The 16694-nt window shown below is 63.3% G+C and carries 14 protein-coding genes; 1 reads left to right on the forward strand and 13 read right to left on the reverse strand.

The window, feature by feature from the left end; genetic code table 11:
• Window positions 1-113 precede the first annotated feature (113 nt).
• The 10 genes from PQQ95_RS06770 to PQQ95_RS06815 all read right to left on the reverse strand — a co-directional run bounded on the left by PQQ95_RS06770 (window position 114) and on the right by PQQ95_RS06815 (window position 12819).
• Window positions 114-3725 carry a molybdopterin cofactor-binding domain-containing protein gene (locus PQQ95_RS06770; protein ID WP_408436019.1) on the reverse strand — a complete coding sequence of 1204 codons (3612 nt, stop codon included), beginning with the start codon at window positions 3723-3725 and terminating at the stop codon, window positions 114-116.
• On the reverse strand, window positions 3722-4228 hold the full coding sequence (locus PQQ95_RS06775) for a (2Fe-2S)-binding protein (protein ID WP_408436021.1): 507 nt from the start codon (window positions 4226-4228) through the stop codon (window positions 3722-3724). The genes PQQ95_RS06770 and PQQ95_RS06775 overlap by 4 nt, the downstream gene beginning before the upstream one ends.
• Before the next feature lie 31 nt (window positions 4229-4259).
• The gene (locus PQQ95_RS06780; protein WP_408436023.1) at window positions 4260-5459 is read right to left on the reverse strand and encodes an amidohydrolase family protein; all 1200 of its coding nucleotides are present in this window, start codon (window positions 5457-5459) and stop codon (window positions 4260-4262) included.
• A 73-nt stretch (window positions 5460-5532) separates the two neighbouring features.
• On the reverse strand, window positions 5533-6246 hold the full coding sequence (locus PQQ95_RS06785; RefSeq protein ID WP_408436025.1) for an ABC transporter ATP-binding protein: 714 nt from the start codon (window positions 6244-6246) through the stop codon (window positions 5533-5535).
• The gene (locus tag PQQ95_RS06790; RefSeq protein WP_408436027.1) at window positions 6243-7052 is read right to left on the reverse strand and encodes an ABC transporter ATP-binding protein; all 810 of its coding nucleotides are present in this window, start codon (window positions 7050-7052) and stop codon (window positions 6243-6245) included. Before PQQ95_RS06790 ends, PQQ95_RS06785 begins: the two co-directional genes overlap by 4 nt.
• Window positions 7049-8989, reverse strand: a complete 1941-nt coding sequence (locus PQQ95_RS06795; RefSeq protein WP_408436029.1) for an ABC transporter permease — start codon at window positions 8987-8989, stop codon at window positions 7049-7051. The genes PQQ95_RS06790 and PQQ95_RS06795 overlap by 4 nt, the downstream gene beginning before the upstream one ends.
• A gap of 18 nt (window positions 8990-9007) precedes the next feature.
• The gene (locus tag PQQ95_RS06800) at window positions 9008-9592 is read right to left on the reverse strand and encodes an amino acid synthesis family protein (RefSeq protein WP_408436031.1); all 585 of its coding nucleotides are present in this window, start codon (window positions 9590-9592) and stop codon (window positions 9008-9010) included.
• Between the two features lie 53 nt (window positions 9593-9645).
• Complete coding sequence (locus PQQ95_RS06805) at window positions 9646-10236, reverse strand: amino acid synthesis family protein (protein WP_408436033.1); 591 nt, start codon at window positions 10234-10236, stop codon at window positions 9646-9648.
• On the reverse strand, window positions 10212-11153 hold the full coding sequence (locus PQQ95_RS06810) for a UPF0280 family protein (protein ID WP_408436035.1): 942 nt from the start codon (window positions 11151-11153) through the stop codon (window positions 10212-10214). Before PQQ95_RS06810 ends, PQQ95_RS06805 begins: the two co-directional genes overlap by 25 nt.
• A gap of 58 nt (window positions 11154-11211) precedes the next feature.
• Complete coding sequence (locus PQQ95_RS06815) at window positions 11212-12819, reverse strand: 6-hydroxynicotinate reductase (RefSeq protein WP_408436037.1); 1608 nt, start codon at window positions 12817-12819, stop codon at window positions 11212-11214.
• A 383-nt stretch (window positions 12820-13202) separates the two neighbouring features.
• Between PQQ95_RS06815 and PQQ95_RS06820 the strand changes: the two genes are divergently transcribed.
• On the forward strand, window positions 13203-13904 hold the full coding sequence (locus tag PQQ95_RS06820) for a TetR family transcriptional regulator (protein WP_408436039.1): 702 nt from the start codon (window positions 13203-13205) through the stop codon (window positions 13902-13904).
• A gap of 62 nt (window positions 13905-13966) precedes the next feature.
• On the opposite strand, the gene pcaC is transcribed toward PQQ95_RS06820, so the two are convergent.
• From pcaC to PQQ95_RS06835, 3 genes are read right to left on the reverse strand one after another with little or no spacing between them, the layout of a single operon-like run.
• Window positions 13967-14362 carry a 4-carboxymuconolactone decarboxylase gene (pcaC, locus tag PQQ95_RS06825; RefSeq protein WP_408436041.1) on the reverse strand — a complete coding sequence of 132 codons (396 nt, stop codon included), beginning with the start codon at window positions 14360-14362 and terminating at the stop codon, window positions 13967-13969.
• A complete protein-coding gene (gene pcaD, locus PQQ95_RS06830; RefSeq protein ID WP_408436043.1) occupies window positions 14359-15150 on the reverse strand; it encodes a 3-oxoadipate enol-lactonase in 792 nt (263 codons plus the stop codon). The genes pcaC and pcaD overlap by 4 nt, the downstream gene beginning before the upstream one ends.
• Window positions 15151-15154: 4 nt before the next feature.
• Complete coding sequence (locus tag PQQ95_RS06835) at window positions 15155-16534, reverse strand: 3-carboxy-cis,cis-muconate cycloisomerase (protein ID WP_408436045.1); 1380 nt, start codon at window positions 16532-16534, stop codon at window positions 15155-15157.
• Window positions 16535-16694: the final 160 nt, after the last annotated feature.

A 16694-nucleotide genomic window follows, 5' to 3' on the forward strand; every position in this document is an offset into this window, starting at 1 on the left:
CGGCGAGCCAGCCGTGTTGCAACTCGTGCTGCTCGGGTTGCGCTCTAAATGCTGCGAGTGTTGCGCGTGTTGCAAGTGCTGCGGCGAACCGTGCCGCCATGCCTGCGGCGGCTTCACTCTGCCCGCGGCGTTGCGCGAATTCTTGCAACGCTCGCCGTGACGTCCTGCCATGCCGGCTTGCCGCCGGCGAATTGCTGACGCAGGTATGACACGAGTTCGGCAACCTGGGCGTCGTTGAAACTGTCGCGGTAAGCCGGCATCGTACCGAGTTCGGGGCGCGCAGGCGAGCCGATACCCTCGAGAACCACGCGAATCAGATTATCGGGCGTCGTGCTGTGCAGATTCGTGTTAAGCGCCAGCGACGGATGCGCGCCGAACAATTGCGGCCCCTCGCCGGTGTGATGACAGGCCGCACATGCGCCGTCGAAGAGACGCGCGCCGAGGCCGGCCGCCGTACCCGTCATCGTGCTGGCCTGTTCGTATTGACGCGCCGTCGCCGCCGGATCCGCGTTCGGCTCCAGGGGATTCAAAGACGCCAGATACGTGGCCATCGCGCGAATGTCGCTGTCAGGCAGCGCCGCCAGATCGCTGACGACCGGCGCCATCGGCCCGGCCGCGACGCCATGCAACGGCGCATGACCGTAGCGCAGATAGCTGAACAGTTCGTCTTCGCTCCAGGGCGCGGGCGCGTTGGAAAGCGTCGACAGCGCGGGCGCTTCCCACCCTTCCGCCAGGCCGCCGCCCATGAATGCCGCGCCGGTTTTCTCGGCGCCGAACGCATTGCGCGGGGTATGACATGCGCTGCAATGGCCGAGGCTATTCACGAGGTACGCGCCGCGATTCCATTGCGCGCTTTGCATCGCGCTAGCGGTAAACGTATTGCGTCCGAGGAAGAGCCCGTTCCATGCGGCCATCAACGGACGCACGCTGAACGGATAGGCCAGCTTCGTTTCCGGCGGCCTGGAACGCACCGGGGTCTGCGCCATCAGGTACGCGTAGAGCGCTTTCAGATCGTCGTCGGATGTATTCCTGAACGACGTGTAGGGGAACACGGGATACAGGCGATGTCCATCGCGGCTGATGCCTTGCCGCATCGCCCGCACGAAAGCATCGAGCGACCATGTGCCGATACCCGTTTGTCCGTCGGGCGTGATGTTGGTGCTGTAGACCGTGCCGAATGGCGTATCGAGCGCTTTGCCGCCCGCATTCGGCACGCCGTTGTGCGCGGTATGGCAAACCGCGCAATTGCCCAGCGACGCCAGCAGTTTGCCGCGCGCCACCAGTTCCGGCGCAAACGCGTTAGCAAGCGGCGGTGCGATCGGTGCAATGGCATGCGGCGCCAAAGTCAACGCACCTAGCCAGCCGGCCGCGCCCGCAGCGATCGTGCCGAAAAAGCCGAGCCGCCAGCGCTTCTTTTTACGCGCCGCCGCTTCTTCCGCCTGCGCATCGGCGAGCGCGGCGCGAATCGTCTCCGGTGTGAACGGCGGCCTGCGAAAACGCACACCTGTCGCGTCGTACAGCGCGTTGGCGATCGCCGCGGCGCCAGGCAGCGACGCCGATTCGCCCGTGCCCATCGGGGGCTCGCCGTGGCGCGGCATCATCACGACCTCGATCACCGGCACTTCGCGGAACGTCAGAATCGGATACGCGCCCCATTCCTGACTCGTGACCGCGTTATCGCCAAACGTCACGCGTTCTTTCAGTGCCCGGCTGGTCGCCTGAATCACGTTGCCGTGTATCTGATGACGAACGCCGTCAGGATTCACCATGGTGCCAGTGTCCTGGCCGACCACCACACGCGTCACGGCGAGCTCGCCACTCTTGCGATTGACTTCGACGTCGGCGACCCACGCGGACCACGCGGCGCCGAAACCCGGGAATTTGCTGTGCACGTAGCGGGCGTAAGCGAAACCCCGGCCCCGCAGAACATCGCCCGCCTCCTGATCCTCTTTCAACGCGATGTTACGAGGCTGCCAACCCGCTTTCCCGGCCACGGCCTTGACGAGATCGATCGCGCGCGGATCGGTCAGATGCTTCAACCGGAACTCGACCGGATCAACGCCCGCTTCGGCCGCGAGTTCGTCGATAAAAGATTCATGCGCGAAGGTGTTCGGCAATGCGGAGACGCCCCGCAGCCACGACGCGCGCACGATCGGCGGCGTGTCGTCGCAGACAATGCGCATGGTCCGGTAATCGTACGGCGGCACGGACGTGCGGTCGCCCATTTCGAATACCTGGGGCTGCGCGGAGATAGTGCCGGTGAGCAGCAGGGCCAACGTGGGGGCGTCGTTCGATGGATAACGCGTCGCGAAGTCGTACGCCGCGAGCTCGCCTTCCGCACCTAGCGCGCCACGCACGTCCATCAATTGCGCGGCCCCTTTGGGCTCCCATGCATGCTCGTCTTCGCGCGATAGTTGCACGCGCACCGGACTGCCGGTTGCACGCGACAGCAGGGCTGCGTCGGCGGCGACATCGTCCGCACAATTGCGGCCATAGCAACCCGCCGCATCCATGCGCACGATCTCGATGTGCGCTTCGTCCAGCGCCATCAGCAAGGCGAGATCGGCACGCAACGAATGGGGATTCTGCGTGCCCGACCAGACTTTCAGCTTCGCGTCCCGGTAATCGGCTACAGCACATGACGGTCCAATCGACGCATGCATCTGAAACGGCCATACGTAGGTGCGTTTCAGGGTTCGGGCAGCGTCTTGCAAGAGAGCTGCGTCGATATCGCCCTCGATCAACAGATCGCGCCGTTTGGCCGGATTCGCCCTTAGCGCGGCTTCCACTTCTTCACTGGTTTCGAGCGGAGGCAAACCCTCCACGGCTTTCCACTGCACATGCAAGCGCTTCACCGCCTGCTGCGCGACCTCTTCACGCTCAGCCACGATACCGACAAAATCGCGGATCACCACGACCTTGACGATGCCGGGCAAATCACTGACCGACGCTTCATCGACATGCAGCAAACTATTGCCCATGAAGTCGCCCTGCGCGACACCGGCATACGGTGGGCGGACAACGCGACCGTGCAGCATGCCCGGCACACGCACGTCATGCACGAAACTCAATTCACCTGTTGCCTTCGCCGGAATATCGACACGCGGCGTGCTTTTGCCGACGACCTTGTACGCGTCCGGCGACTTCAAGGGCGCATCGTCGGAAAGGCTCAATTCGATGCGGCGCCCGGTGATCAATTCGCCATACCCAATGCTCTTTTCCGTCCCGCCGTCACGCGCGAAAACCACACCGTCTCGCACGTCGAGTCGCGCCGCGCTGACGTTCAACCGCGTCGCCGCTTGCGCCAGCAGAAATTGCCGCGCTTGCGCCGCTGCGTGCCGTAATGGCACGGCCGATATCTGGATCGTCGCGCTTGCAATCGTCGGACCTTGATTCGGCGCTTCGCTGGTGTGGCCGAGTACGACCGACACGCGCGTCAACGGCACATCCAGCTCCTCCGCGACGATCTGCGCAAGCGCGGTGCCGATGCCAGTACCGAGATCGACGTGACCGTTGAACGCCACCACGCTGCCGTCGTCGCGCACCACGAGAAACATGTCCGCTTCAGTCGGCACGAACGACGAACGCGACCCGGGCTGGCCGATCGCAGGCTTCACGGGTGCTTGCGGCGGCCGCGTGATGATGAGCACACTTTGCGCGTCATAGAGCTGTCGCCGTGACGGCGGGGCGGCGCGCCGATCGACGCTGAAATCGGGCCCCGTCATGCGCGCACTCCCTCACGCACGGCAGTTTGCGCAGCGAGCAATTCTGCTGCGCGTTGCACCGCGCGCACGATCTCGACATGCGTGCCGCACCGGCAGAGATTGCGCGACAGCTCCCGCCGGATCGTCTCGACGCTCGGATTCGGATCGCGATCGAGCAAAGCTTTGGCGGTCATGATCATGCCGTTCAGGCAATAGCCGCACTGCGCGGCCTGTTCTTCGATAAAGGCCTGCTGGACCGGATGCAGTGCGTTGCGCGTGCCCAGTCCTTCGAGCGTGGTGATTTCACGCCCCGAAGCAACCTTCGCGGTCGTCACGCACGAACGTGTCGGCATGCCGTCGAGCAGGACCGTACACGTGCCGCATTCGCCAAGTCCGCAACCGAATTTCGGGCCGTTCAATGCGAGGTCGTTACGCAGCAGATAAAGCAGCGGCGTGTCGACAGCGGCGCTGACGAGATGCGTCGCGCCGTTGACATTCAGCGTAAGAAGCGCCGGGCGGTTCATGACGATGCCGGCCACGCCGGGCGGCGCGTGTTCAAAGCACCACCGGCACTTCGGTCGCCGGCGGCGTATTGCGGCTGCGCCGGCAGCGGATCAACCCGTCGATCATCACCATGCCGACGCCGGGAATATCGCCGAGCTGCACGCTTTCCAGCAGCGTATCGGCGGCCGTGTGCTGCGCGCGGTCCATGAAGACGAGATCGGCGGGACGGCCCACTTCGATCAGTCCTTGCCGCAGATTGCGTTGCCGCGCGGTATTGCCGGTCGCGAAGCAGAAGGCAATTTCCGCCGGGATGTCGGCGAGGCTGGAGATCAGTGCGATCATCCGTAGAATACCGAGCGGCTGCACGCCGGAGCCCGCCGGACTATCGGTGCCGAGAATGATCCGATGCGGACACTTCAGCTCGATCGCATGACGGGCGGTGAGCAAGGCGATCCGTTCGTTGCCGTTGTGAACGATCTCCAGCGCGCGGCTCGATTGCTCGCACAGATCGCAGACGTGCCGATAAGAAAGCGACGTATGCCCGCCGTTGATGTGGCCGATCACGTCCGCGTCGGCGGCAAGCACCACGTCCCGATCGATCAGACCCGAGCCGGGAATCGACGGACCGCCCGTGTGAATCGTGCTTTGAATGCCGTACTTGCGCGCCCACGCGACCATCTGCGCCGCTTCCTCGCCGCCCTTCACGCTACCCAGGCCCACTTCGCCGAGCAGCTTGACGCCCGCTTCCGAGAGTTCCTTGAAGTCTTCCTCGACCATGCCCTTCTCGATCACCGGCGCGCCCGCCATGACTTTCACGCCACCGCCGACACCCGCGCCGCGCATCCCTTCGAACGAGCGTTGAGCCGTTATGGCAAGCGCCTTAACGCCGACTACGTCTTTCGGACGGCCAGGTAAATGCACTTCGCCGGCGGAGATCATCGTCGTCACGCCGCCGTTCAGATTCGATTCGATCCAGCCCATCTGGTTCTGGCGCGGCGTCCAGTCACCGAACACCGGATGCACGTGCGAATCGATCAGGCCTGGAGCGACCGTGGTGCCCTTACAGTCGACGGTGGTCCGCGCGCCTTCGAGATCGCAATCTTTCTCGCGGCCGATCGCGACGATCACGCCGTCGTCGATCACCAGCGTGTTCGCGTCGAGAATCGGCTGGTCGATATCGCCGGATAGCAGCAGACCGATGTTCGTTACCGCGACTTTGCCCGACAAGCCTGTCAACGTCTCTGCTGCCATCTGCTTCTCCTTTCGCACCGACTGCCCGGCACAGCATGCATGCGTACCCTGCACGCCTCGTGTGCCAATGGAATCACACGCTCAGATAAGCGCGCCTGACCGTTTCGTTCTTTGCGAGTTCGCCGATCGTGCCGCTGAAGCGGATCTGTCCTTTTTCGAGGACGTACGCGCGGTCGCTAACCAGCTCGGCGAAATGCAGGTTCTGTTCGGACAACAGAATCGACAGCCCTTCGCGCTTGAGTTCGAGAATCATGTTCGCCATCTGTTCGACGATCACGGGCGCGACGCCCTCGGACGGTTCGTCGAGCAGCACCAGATACGGATTGCCCATCAGCGTGCGCGAGACGGTAAGCATCTGCTGCTCGCCGCCGCTCATCTGGCCGCCGGGGCGTTTTGGCATTTCACCAAGATTGGGAAACAGGCGGAACAGCTTTTCCGGCGTCCACTCAGGCGCGCCTTCGCGTGGCGGCTGACGGCCTGTATCAAGGTTCTCCATCACGGTCAGATCGGAAAACACGCGGCGGTCTTCAGGGACGAAACCCATGCCCATGCGTGCGATCCGATACGGCGGCAACGCCGTGATGTTTTGCCCGCGAAAACGTACCTCTCCCTGACGGCGCGGCAGCAGACCCATCACCGCTTTCATCGTCGTCGATTTGCCGGCGCCGTTGCGGCCCATTAGCGCAACCACTTCGCCTCGGCCGACTTCGAGACCGACATCAAACAGAATGTGCGCGCGCCCGTAGAACGCATTGAGACCGGCGACCTTCAGCATCGGCTCGCTCATTGCAGCGCTCCTTGCCCAGAATGGCCACCAGCCGCTTCATGCAGCGGTGCGTGGGGCTGGAAGGTCTTGCCGGTGCCGAAATAGACTTCCTGTACGCGTGCGTCGTTGCGGATCGTTTCGGCGTCTCCTTGCGCGATCAGCTTGCCGCGCGCGAGCACGATCATGCGATCGGCGTACGCGAATACAACGTCCATGCTGTGCTCGGTAAAGAGCACGCCGATTTTGTGTTCGGTGACGAGACGCCGGGTCAACGCCATCAGTTCGTTGCGCTCTTTGGGCGCCATACCGGCAGTGGGCTCGTCCATCAGCAGCAGCCTCGGGCGGTTCGCCAATGCGATCGCGAGTTCGACGCGTTTGACGTCGCCATAGGCGAGCACGCCACAGGCGCGGTTCGCGTCGGCGCCCATGCCGACCTGTTCGAGCAGCGCCATGGCTTCATCGGCGTAACGCGAGCCTGCGGGTTTCCACAGACCGAAGGTCTTTCGTTCACGCGACACCAGCGCCATCTGCACGTTTTCGAGCACGGTCATCGAATTAAAGGTCGCGGCAATCTGAAACGTGCGGCCGACGCCCAGACGCCAGATATCGCGTGGACGCATGCCGACCAGTTCATGACCGTCGAGCCGAATCGAACCGGACGACGGCTGCAGTTGCCCGTTGACCATGTTGAAACAGGTCGACTTGCCCGCGCCATTCGGACCCAGCAGGGCCAATAGCTGACCGGCTTCGAGGTCGAAGGAAACGTCGTCGACCGCTTTCAGGCCGCCGAACGATTTGGAGAGGCCGGACACGCGCAGCAAGCTCATAGCCCCTCCTTGATCGCCGTACCCTGCGAGGGCGATGGCGCACGCTCGTCCGGCTTATCTGCCGTATCGTCGCCAAAACGCTCGCGAATGAAACCGACGATGCCCTGCGGAAACGCGATCACCAGCAGCAGGATCGTGAAACCCAGCAACGCCTGCCAATAATCGGTTTGGCGCGCGACCGTGTCCTGCAGCCACGTGAACACAGCAGCGCCGACGATCGGGCCGGTCAGCGTCTGCAAACCGCCGAGCAGCACCATCACGAGGCCATCCACTGAACGGCTGACGCTGATCACCTCCGGTGAAATCGTCCCTTTGGAGAAGGCGTAAAGCGATCCGGCCAGCCCGCAAAACAGCGATGCGACGACGAACGCTGCCCACTGCACGCGTTTCACGTCGATGCCGATTGCCTCGGCGCGCAGCACCGAATCGCGCGACGCCCGCATCGCATAGCCAAGCGGCGAGAACAGCATCTTGCGCAACAGCCACACGCCAATCACCGCGCAGGCGAGCGTCAAATAGTAAAAAGCCACCGGCGACGACAACGCGTTCGACGGCCACAAGCCGAGAATGCCGTTACTGCCACCCGTCACGTCATCCCACTGGAACACGACCGACCAGACGATCTGCGCAAACGCGAGCGTCAGCATCGCCAGATAGACGCCGGAGAGACGCACGCAAAACCAGCCGAACACGAGCGCGCCCGCTACCGCGAGCAAGGGGCCGAGCAGCAGCGCGGCTTCCATCGGCAGATCGAGGACTTTAAGAAACAGCGCGGCGCCGTATGCGCCCAGGCCGAAATACGCGGCGTGGCCGAACGAGTGCATGCCGCCGGGACCCATGATGAAATGCAGACTCGTCGCGAACAACACGGCAATCAGGATTTCAACCAGCAGCACGGGCATATAGGGAAACGCATTGGCTGCAAGCGGCGCGAGCACCAGCACCAACAGCGAAATTGCCGCCAGCCACTTCAGGCGCTTGCCCGCCGGCCTTAATGGCGCTTCAGGCGCGGCCATGCCGCGCACTGCGGCGCTCGCCTTCCCCAGCAAGCCCCAAGGCCGCACCACCAGCACCACGGCCATCACGACGAATTCTGCAACGAGCGTAAAGCGGCTCAACGACAGATCGATACCGAACACCGACACATGGCCGATGCCGATGCACAGCGCCTTGATCTCGGCGATCAGCAGCGCCGCGACGAATGCGCCCGGAATCGACCCCATGCCGCCAACCACGACGACCACGAACGCATTGCCGATGGTCTCCAGATCCAGCGACAGATTCGCTGACATGCGCGGCCCTTGCAGCGCACCGCCCAACCCGGCGAGAAACGCGCCGACAAAAAACACCCCGGTGAACAGCCACGCCTGATTGATGCCGAGCGCGCCGAGCATCTCGCGATCCTGCGTCGCGGCGCGCACCAGCGTGCCCCACCGCGTACGCGTCAACGCATACCAGAGCAGCAGCAAGACCACCGGCCCGATCACGATCAGCGCGATATCGTAGGTGGGCAGCGGATGGCCGAGAAAATCGACCGCGCCTGCCAGATGCGGCGCGCGCGGTCCGAACAGGTCTTCCGGGCCCCATAGCCACAATGCGGCGTCGCGAAAGATCAGCACCAGCGCGAACGTGGCCAGCAAGTGAAACAACTCAGGCGCCTGGTAGATGCGCCGTAAGACGATCATTTCGACCAGCGCGCCGAGCACCGCGACCACCAGCGCGGCCGCCAGAACCGACAGCCAGAATCCACCCGTCGTGTGGCCGAAACGGCTCGCGATGCTATATGCGACGTAAATGCCGAACATATAGAACGAGCCGTGCGCGAAGTTGACGATGCGCGTCACGCCGAAGATCAACGACAAACCGGCGGCGACGAGAAACAGCGTCGACGCGTCGGCGAGCCCGTTGACCAGCTGTACCAGCAAATTCGAAAGCATCGCGACCCTTAAAATAACTCAGCGCAAACCGTCTTCACCCTTGATCTCACTCACCTGCAAGCCACCGATGCGCGGCAGCGGGCGGCCCGAAGCCGTCACCGCGACCGCCACGACGATTTCATTCGCGCGCGGTGCGTCCGACACGCGCGCCTCGATCGCGTCGAAATGACTGCGCACGAACGCGGCGTCCTTGTGCCCCAGCGGCACGTCGATCGCGGTACCGAGCGTACCCATTTTTTTCGCCGAAGGCACCAGCGCCGCGCCTTTTTCGACCGCTACCCGCAGCGGGGCACCGAGCTTGGGGTGCAGAATCGCCGCCGCATGCTCGAGTTCGCCCGCTTCGCCGACGATCGCCGCCTTGCCGTAGCTTTGCGCGTCGCCCGGCTTGATGCCCAGTGCTTCCACACACTTGTTGCCGAGCAAGGCGCCCAGTTCCTCACCGGCTTCGATCAGCGCGTCCAGCGTGGCCGCGTAGCGGCCCGCGTAGGGATTATCGATCACCGCAATCGCGACTGCACGGCGTGCCGGCGGCTCGACGGCCTGGCCCATTTCAATGCGTGTTTCATCGACCTGCACGACCAGCTTGCGAAGCTTGATTGCCATTTCGATCTCCGGATTTCGATGCGTGTTTCTGCGTTGCGTGGATCAGGCACCGCTCAGCGCAAGCCGTCCTTGCCCACAATCGCCTCTTTCGCGAGCCCGCCGACGCGCGCATGCACGCGCTGGCCCGTGCTCATGACGAGGATATACACCAGTTCGTCCGCGGCGGGGGCGCCGGGCACGCGCACTTCGATCGCGTCGAAATGGCTGCGCACGTAGCTCGCGTTGACATGCGTCAGCGGCACATCGAGTGCGGTGGAAGGCGCGCCGACTTTCTTCGTCGACGGCACGATCGCGTTGGTCGGCACGCCGTTTTTCTCCAGCAGTTCGCGCATCGCATAGCCGCCCGGGACATGCCACAACGCACCATGTTCGAGTTCGCCGCGCGAGCCGACGATTGCGCCCTTACCATAGCTTTCAATCGCCGCGTGCGGCACGGCCATTGCCGCCAGCAGCCGTTGCGCCATGTCGAAGCCGATCGGCTTGAGCGCTTCCATGGCGTGTTCGATTCTGGCTTCGTAGTGGCCGGCGAACGGATTCGTCATCACTGCGGCAATGGCGCCGCGCCTGAGCGGCTGCGCGGGCGCGGGACCGAATTCGTGGAAAATGTCTTCGACGTGCGTCAGCACGCGGCGTATTTCGAACACGGAGCCTCCGTTGTTATCTGGGCGCGCTGTGCGAACAGCATGCCGTTCTGATAAGTACCGCCGGCCACACGCGCCCGCCCTTGCAGGAACAGCGCGGCGCCTTCGATCAAACCTTGGGCGTGCAAGCGCTGCGCGGCGTCGATACCGCGTGCCAGCGCGAAATCAATCAACGGTTGCGGCAAGGGCGGCACGTCGACAGTCACGAGCAGGTCACCGAGATCGCTATCGTCCTTCAACGAGGAGGCCGGCCTGCGCACGATGTCCGCATGCTCCAGATCGACGGCGTTGGCGATCATCGTCGCGGCGGCATCGGCAGTAGCAGCGTTGCGGGCGAGTACGGTCACGCTATCGGCGATTCCCAGGCTGAAGCTGCGCCCCCGCCAGCCGCTAGTCGCGACGCCGCGAATCGGCGCAGCGGCGTCGAGTGTCAGGTTTGCGTCCAAAGGCAGATCGCCCGACAGACTCGCATAAGAGAATGCCGCCAGATCGGCGAACACGCCCACGCGGTACTGCTGCCCTTCGGTCAAATAGAGTGCGATGTCGCCACCGTTGTTGATGAAAGCGCGCGAGATGCCTTCGCGTGCGAACGCCGTGATCAATTCGTCCGCGACACTGCCTGCAACGGCCGCCATCGGCGTGATATAGCGCGCACGGTGCGGATGACAGGCGCGCCACATGCGGCGCGCTACGGCGCCTTTCAATGCGCAATCGCCATACGCCGCATCGCCCGGCACAGGCTGTCGAAGCAGCTTCAACTCGCTGACCAACTCAGGCAACACATCCACAAAACGCGCCCAACAGGTCTCGTAAGCGGCCTGCACCGCCGAGGGTGCGCCGTCCGCACTGAGGATCAGATCGATTGGGCCATGCTGCCAATGCCAGCGGGCCGCGTCGAGCTGGGTTCGGGTAGCGTTCATGGTGTGCGTCGTGTGCGTTCGCGTCGTGTCGATGGTGATATCGGTGGTGGCGTCGCCGTTAGCCTGGCATTGGCGGCATAGCCGGCGGCCACGGATTGTCGGGATGACGTGCGAGCGTTCTGCGCGCGAGCGGCGCCCCTTCCGTATGCTCCGGCCCATTCGCCAGCACGCTTTCCAGTGAACGCACCGCGTCGAGATGGCCGCCGAGATCGCGATATGCATCGTACGTCATGGTGAATTCGATCGGCGCGACGATCGCGGGCGTCGGCACCGTGCCAAACGATCGGTCGGGCATGCGCGAGACATCGACCATCACGGTGATGCCGCCACCCGGCCACACATAGGCGGGCGCGCCCCCACATGTTACGTTCACCAGCCTCTGTTTGATCGCGCGCGTCAGCAGGACCGGGTTCTCCGTTGCGCCCGCTCGCAGACTGCCGCCCGCGCCGCCGAGAAACAGCACGGTAGCAAGCGAGGGCTCGCAGTTCGCGCCGATCCGTTCGACCGTGCGGCGCACGGCATCCGGCATGGCTGAGATACGCGGCACGAGGTCGTGATCAAGCTCATACCACTGCGCGTGCTCGCCGGTGGTCGACACCATCAGCAAGCGCATACCCGGTTTCGCTACCACCGGATCGAAGCCTTCGACTATCGCCAGCGGATCATGAATGTCGGTGCCACCCCAACCGGTACCCGGATTCGCGACCTGAAAATAGCGGCCCGGTGTCGATTTGCGTCCGCGAATCTTCAGACCCGAGCGCGTCATGCCAAGGCAGCGGCCCGCCTGGTGCTCGGTCAGCACGCCCGTAATGTGATCGTCGACCACCACCACTTCGTCGACATGACCGAACCATTGTTTCGCAAAAATGCCGATGGTGGCCGACCCACAACCCACCCGCATGCGCTGCTCCTCCACACCGTCGACAATCGGCGCCGCGCCCGCGCGAATCACCAGACTCGCACCGCCGTCGATGGTCAACTCCACCGCCTCCTTATTGCCGAGCGCGAGCATCATGTCGCACGTCACGCGGCCTTCTTTCTTGCTCCCGCCCGTCAGATGGTGAACGCCGCCGAGGCTCAGCATCTGCGAGCCGTACTCCGCCGTGGTCACATGGCCGACGATCTCGCCATGGCAACGCACGTTCGATTGCTCCGGTCCGAGAAAGCGGTCGGTATCGATCTTCACCTTGAAACTGCAATAGCTGAAAATGCCTTCGGTGACGACAGTGACCATGTCGACGTCGTCGAGCTTCGAAGAAACGATGAAAGGCGCGGGCTTGTAGTCGGGATAGGTAGACGATGCGCCAACGCCGGTGACGAACAGCGCCTGTTCCGCCGCGGGATCGTGCACCTCGGACGATGCACCAAATTCGACCGTTGTATCCGCACGGTGGGTGATCGCTTCAGGCGAATCCGCGCTGCGCGAAAGAAACACCACGGGGTCGACGCGAATCAACCGCCCGTCCGCATTCGCATAACGATCGCACGCGCCGGTGCGGCCTTCCGAAATCTGGCACAACACCGGACACGCATTGCATTCGATCTTGTTCGACGCCATTCGCTCGCTGCGTGGCGCCGCTTTCTCGAGCACGGTCGGACCCGGCGTCGAGGCGGTTTCGCCGTCGACGCGCTCCGCACCGAAATCGACCTTCGTATGTTCTGTCATGGTGGGGTTTCCATACGACGACATTACAATCGGTCCTGCCCGGCTGACAAATAGTCCCTGTTTAAAGGGACTTTCGTGTGATCCGCATTTTTCCATGTTGCGGTCACTCACCGTTCGTGTAGCATCCACTACACCAAACTTGTTTGAAATCTACTCGATCAAAATAGACTGTGCAACGAGTTTCCCGGCCCCGACCTGAATGCTGCGGCGCGGCAACACCGCAGGAATCACGCTTCAATCTACGCCGAAGCCTATGACCTTGCAGGGCATTTCTTAACGCGCGATAGGGGCGGTATGATGAAGGCGCGCCATACCTTGTGCGCACCAAGCGGCTACGGCGCATGCCGTTCCACCTGACGCTAACAAAGAGATCCGAGACCGCCATGAGTCCCACTGCCGCCCGCAAGCCGGGCGCTATCGGCATCCGAGCGAAGCAGGCGCAAGACACGCGCGCCAAGATTCTCAAAGCAGCAATCAAGGTCTTTGCAAAGCAAGGCTATGCAAGCGGCCGGGTTGAAAGTATTTCGAAGGCCGCGCGTTCGCACGACCGGATGATTTACTACTATTTCGGCAGCAAGGAACAGTTGTTTGTCGAAGTCCTGGAAACGATCTACACGCAGTTCAACGAGGCCGAAAGCAAGCTCGATCTCGATCTGGACGATCCCGTGCATGGCCTCGAGCAGATGGTCGAGTTCGTCTGGCAGTACTACCTCGATCACCCCGAGTTCGTCACCCTGCTGTCGAGCGAAAATCTGCATCAGGGCAAGCACGCGAAGAAATCGTCGAAGCTGAAGGAGATTTCGGGCTATGCGATTTCGGTCGTGCAGAAGTTACTGGATGCGGGCAACGCGCAAAACGTCTTTCGTACCGACGTCAAAGCGCGTGATGTGTACCTGATGATCGCGTCGCTCGGTTATTTTTATAATGCCAACCAGTACACGCTAGGCGCGTTTCTCGGTGAATCGCTGATGGATAAAACCGCGCTCGCGCATTGGCGTGAGGTCATCAAGGATACGGTGTTGCGTGCGGTGTGTTTGCAGTTGCCGGCGGAAACGGCTGCAATGAATGAGAGCAGGATTGCCTGAAGCGCGGTTCGTCCGGCATACGCTTCAGGCTTCGCATCGCGTGTAGAACGTTCACAACGTCGTTAAGGATTTGCCGCTGCGGCGTCGTCTTCGCGGAACAGTTTATCCGCCAGGTGGAACGCCGAATTGGCTGCCGGCACACCACAATAAATCGCGGTTTGCAGCAGCACTTCCTTGATCTGCTCGCGCGTCACGCCGTTGTTCTTCGCGGCGCGCAAGTGCAAGGCGAGTTCCTCGCTGCGGTTGAGCGCAACCATCATTGCGATAGTCAGCAGGCTGCGCGTATGACGCGGCAAACCTTCACGCGTCCAGATTTCGCCCCACGCATAGCGGGTGATCAGATTCTGGAACTCCTCCGTCAATTCCGTACGATTCGCGAGCGACCGGTCGACGTGGGCGCTGCCCAGCACCGCGCGACGTACACCGAGTCCGGCTTCGTAGCGGTCTTCATCGTTCATTTCTGCTCCGTCAGGAAGTCGAGCACGGTCTTCGTGAAAGCCTCGGCCTTCTCGATGTTGGATATATGCGAGGAATCCAGTTCCACGTAACGCGCGCCCGGAATCGCTTGCGCCAGTTCGCGGCCTTGTGCCGGCGTCGCGGCCAGATCGTGCGTACCGCTGATCACCAGCGCAGGCACCTTGATGCCGGGAGCTTCGGGGCGCAGATCGGCGGCGTCGATGGCATCGCAATTCGATGCGTAGCCTTCCTTGTCGGTGTGCACGAACACGTCGCGAATCATCGCCAGAACCACGGGTTCACGTTCGATATAGTCGGCCGTGAACCAGCGCGGCAACACCGCGTCGGCCAGCGCGAGCATGCCCTCCGTGCGGGCTTTCGCGGCGCGCGGCACCCACACTTCCGGCGAACCGATACGCGCCGCCGTATTGCACAGCACGACGCGTTCGAGACGATTCGCATGACGCGCGGCCAACGCGACGCCGGTGAGGCCGCCCATCGACAGACCGCAGAAATTCGCGCGCGCGATCTTCAGCGTATCCATCAGACCGAGCACGTCGCCGGTCAATTGCTCGATCGTGTACGGACCCTTCGGCGCTTCCGAGTGACCGTGACCGCGCGTGTCGTAGCGCAGCACGCGGAAGTGTCTGGACAGCGCCGCGACCTGCGGCGTCCACATCGACAGATCGCTGCCGAGCGAATTCGACAACACGATCCACGGCGCATTGCCGTGACGGTCACCGTCGATTCGATAGTGCAGCTCGGTACCGTTGACTGCGGCGTAGGGCATGCCGTTACTCCTTGGAAGTGGCGCGCTTGGCGCGCGTGTGATGAAGTGCCAGCGCGGCGTCCACATAAGCGTGCGCCTGGCCGACATATTGAGCGGGATCGAGCAGTTGCTTCAGACGTTCGATCGAAAGATGGCCGGTCACGGCTGCGTCTGCCGAGAGCACGTCGAAGAGCGTCCTGCGCTCCGCGATTGCCGCCTTCGATGCGCGCTCGACCAGATGATGCGCGTCGAGCCGGCCGATGCTGTCGCCGAGCGCCAGCATCACCGCTTCGCCGAGAATCAATCCGTGTGTGACCTCGAGGTTGGCCGCGAGGCGCGCAACATTCACGTTAAGGCCCGTGGCGATCTGCTCGATGTTGGCAAGCGCGCCGCCCGCAAGACGCGCGAGGTCCGGCAGCGCGTCCCACTCGGCTTGCCAGCCGCCGAGCGCGCGCTCGTGTTCCTGCACGATGCCGGCGAATACCGTGGCCACCAGCCCCGGCGCGCGCGTCGCGGCTGTCAGCACCGCCGCGCAGCCGACCGGGTTACGCTTGTGCGGCATCGTGGACGAACCACCCTTGCCCGCCGCAGCGGGTTCGGCCAGTTCATCGATTTCGGTTTGCATCTGCAGCGAAATATCGCGCGCGATCTTGCCGAGGGTGCCGATCAGCATGCCGAACAGCGCCGCTGTTTCAGCGATGCGATCGCGCTGCGTGTGCCAGGGCAAAGTCGGCACAGCGAGCTTGAGTTCTTGCGCCAATGATTGCGTCACCTGCGGCGCCGCGTCACGCAGACTCGCCAGCGTGCCCGCCGCGCCACCGAATTGCAGCACCAGCACGCGAGCGCGCAACGCGTCGAGCCGTTCACGATGACGCAGCAACGCGTCGAGCCATTGCGCGAATTTCAGGCCGAGCGTGATGGGCAGCGCCTGCTGCAACCACGTGCGGCCGATCATCGGCGTCGCGCGATGGGTGGCGGCGAGTTTCGCCACTGCATCGCATGTCGCTTGCAAGCCGCTGTCGAGTAGATCGAAGGTGTCGCGCAGTTGCAGCACCGTCGCCGTATCGATGATGTCCTGGCTCGTCGCGCCCCAATGGACGTACTTCGACGCTTCGGCATCCGCCACTTTGACGCGTGCGGTGAGTTGTTTGACGAGGGGAATTGCGAGGTTGCCGCCGAGCGCCGCGTCGCGCGCAAGCGCGTCGGCGTCGAGTTGATCGGCCTGGCAGGCCGCCTCGATCGCGGCCACAGCGGTGCGCGGAATCACGTTGTGTGCGGCCGATGCACGCGCGAGCGCGGCTTCGACATCGAGCATTCGTTGCAGCGTGGCGCGCGGCGCCCAGATGTCGTTCATCGGCTGTGTGCCGCAAAGAAGACCGGTCAGACGGGCGCTGGAGTCGAGCATGGTGGCGTCGATGAGGAAGTCGAGAGTGAAGGTTTCGCTGAAGCGATGTGAACGCGCCGCGAGGTGTGCCCCCGGGCGCTATCTATCGAGAGCGTACCGCACACGGCGGTGCCGCGTATTCTGCTTCGAACGTCGCAGCGACAGCGGGCCGGAGGCCGCG

It is taken from the genome of Paraburkholderia caffeinilytica, assembly GCF_046030355.1.
Lineage (GTDB): Bacteria > Pseudomonadota > Gammaproteobacteria > Burkholderiales > Burkholderiaceae > Paraburkholderia > Paraburkholderia caffeinilytica_B.

Excerpts from the sequence above, each read along its gene's own strand:
- PQQ95_RS06770 (WP_408436019.1), bottom strand. The coding sequence starts at position 3,725 with ATGACGGGGCCCGATTTCAGCGTCGATCGGCGCGCCGCCCCGCCGTCA.
- PQQ95_RS06775 (WP_408436021.1), bottom strand. The coding sequence starts at position 4,228 with ATGAACCGCCCGGCGCTTCTTACGCTGAATGTCAACGGCGCGACGCAT.
- PQQ95_RS06780 (WP_408436023.1), bottom strand. The coding sequence starts at position 5,459 with ATGGCAGCAGAGACGTTGACAGGCTTGTCGGGCAAAGTCGCGGTAACG.
- PQQ95_RS06785 (WP_408436025.1), bottom strand. The coding sequence starts at position 6,246 with ATGAGCGAGCCGATGCTGAAGGTCGCCGGTCTCAATGCGTTCTACGGG.
- PQQ95_RS06790 (WP_408436027.1), bottom strand. The coding sequence starts at position 7,052 with ATGAGCTTGCTGCGCGTGTCCGGCCTCTCCAAATCGTTCGGCGGCCTG.
- PQQ95_RS06795 (WP_408436029.1), bottom strand. The coding sequence starts at position 8,989 with ATGCTTTCGAATTTGCTGGTACAGCTGGTCAACGGGCTCGCCGACGCG.
- PQQ95_RS06800 (WP_408436031.1), bottom strand. The coding sequence starts at position 9,592 with ATGGCAATCAAGCTTCGCAAGCTGGTCGTGCAGGTCGATGAAACACGC.
- PQQ95_RS06810 (WP_408436035.1), bottom strand. The coding sequence starts at position 11,153 with ATGAACGCTACCCGAACCCAGCTCGACGCGGCCCGCTGGCATTGGCAG.
- PQQ95_RS06815 (WP_408436037.1), bottom strand. The coding sequence starts at position 12,819 with ATGACAGAACATACGAAGGTCGATTTCGGTGCGGAGCGCGTCGACGGC.
- PQQ95_RS06820 (WP_408436039.1), top strand. The coding sequence starts at position 13,203 with ATGAGTCCCACTGCCGCCCGCAAGCCGGGCGCTATCGGCATCCGAGCG.
- pcaC (WP_408436041.1), bottom strand. The coding sequence starts at position 14,362 with ATGAACGATGAAGACCGCTACGAAGCCGGACTCGGTGTACGTCGCGCG.
- pcaD (WP_408436043.1), bottom strand. The coding sequence starts at position 15,150 with ATGCCCTACGCCGCAGTCAACGGTACCGAGCTGCACTATCGAATCGAC.
- PQQ95_RS06835 (WP_408436045.1), bottom strand. The coding sequence starts at position 16,534 with ATGCTCGACTCCAGCGCCCGTCTGACCGGTCTTCTTTGCGGCACACAG.